The organism is Streptomyces sp. NPDC006739 (genome assembly GCF_042869815.1).
Taxonomy (GTDB): domain Bacteria; phylum Actinomycetota; class Actinomycetes; order Streptomycetales; family Streptomycetaceae; genus Streptomyces.
Map to the genome: position 1 here is coordinate 1 of NZ_JBIAGM010000101.1, position 1,182 is coordinate 1,182.

Below are 1,182 nucleotides of genomic sequence, written 5' to 3' on the forward strand. Positions count from 1 at the left end.
CCAGCATGGACATGCCCACCAGGCGGCTCGTACGGCGATCAGTACCACGATCGAGCGATCACGAACCGAGGAAGATCGGACTTAACGCTCACTCATGTATTCCCGAGCGGACGCGCCCGTCCAACTCGTCGGGAGAGTAGGTCAGTCCGGTGTCGGTGAAGTCGGCGCTGTAGGCGATCTGCCAGGCAGGAGTGGTCAGGTGGATCCGGAAGGGGCCGGTGGGGGAGTGGTCTGCCACTTCCAGGGCGACGTCGACGGCGGGGTAGGCGGTGCCGGCGTGGGAGATCTGGGGGCCGGGCCCGTTGCCGGCGAACAGTGGCCAGGGCCATTCGGCTGCGATGAGTACGCCCTCGGGGCGTTCGGTGAGGTCCTCGGGGAAGATGAACCCTTCCATGACGCTGGCCAGGTCGATGCTGGTGTCGGTGAGCTTGGCCCCCTGCTCGTCGCACCAGTCGGTCCACGCTTTGAGGTTGGAGGCTGTCTGCATCGACCAGAACCGTCCCGACAAGGCGGCGCTGATGGTGGTCTTCTCCCCGTTGCGGAATCCGGAGGCGGCGATGTGAGTCTGGCTCTTGCCCTGCCGGTCGGTGGTGGTCAGCGCCTCATATACGTCGCTTCCCACATGCATGGAGAACCGGTTGAAGTGGTCCCGGGAATCCAGCAGGCCCACATTGGTGGGGATCAGGCGCTCCATGTGGCCCAGCACCCTGAAGGTCGGCATACCGGTGACCGGCCGGGAGCCCACGCCGAGGACGGCCTGGGCGAGTTCCCGGTAATCACCGGTGTTGTTCGAGCCATGGATGTAGAGCAGGCCTCGGGCACGGCTGAAGTACATGACGATCAGCTCGTAGGTGACCTGCTCCAGGGCCTGCGGGGCTCCCCAGCGGACTTCGCTGCGGTTCTCCACCACGAACCAGGCAACAGTGGACTCGGTGTTCACCGCGATGGTGCTGTCCAGGACCCGTCCTTCGCCGTAGACCTCCAACGCCCGTTCGGGAGCCCAGGTGCGGCCCGCAGCACGGTGAGTGATGGCGCTCATCTTGGGTTCCAGCACCGTGACCGACACCTCTTCCGGGGCATCGGTGAATGAACCGCCCCGGTTCGAATGGAGACTCGATTTCATGAAAGGATCGAGTCATGGCACGACCTTCCCGTTACCCGCTTGAGCTCCGCCGCCGTGCG

The 1,182-nt window shown here is 64.9% G+C and carries 1 protein-coding gene; it reads right to left on the minus strand.

From position 1 onward, the window contains the following. Nucleotides 1-88: 88 nt before the first annotated feature. Nucleotides 89-1,039 (minus strand): hypothetical protein, encoded by a 951-nt coding sequence (locus ACFYMM_RS44445; RefSeq protein WP_388398594.1) that lies wholly within the window; start codon nucleotides 1,037-1,039, stop codon nucleotides 89-91. Nucleotides 1,040-1,182 lie beyond the last annotated feature (143 nt).

Bases quoted from the DNA above. Each gene is read 5' to 3' on its own strand.
- ACFYMM_RS44445 (WP_388398594.1), bottom strand. From the start codon at position 1,039: ATGAGCGCCATCACTCACCGTGCTGCGGGCCGCACCTGGGCTCCCGAA.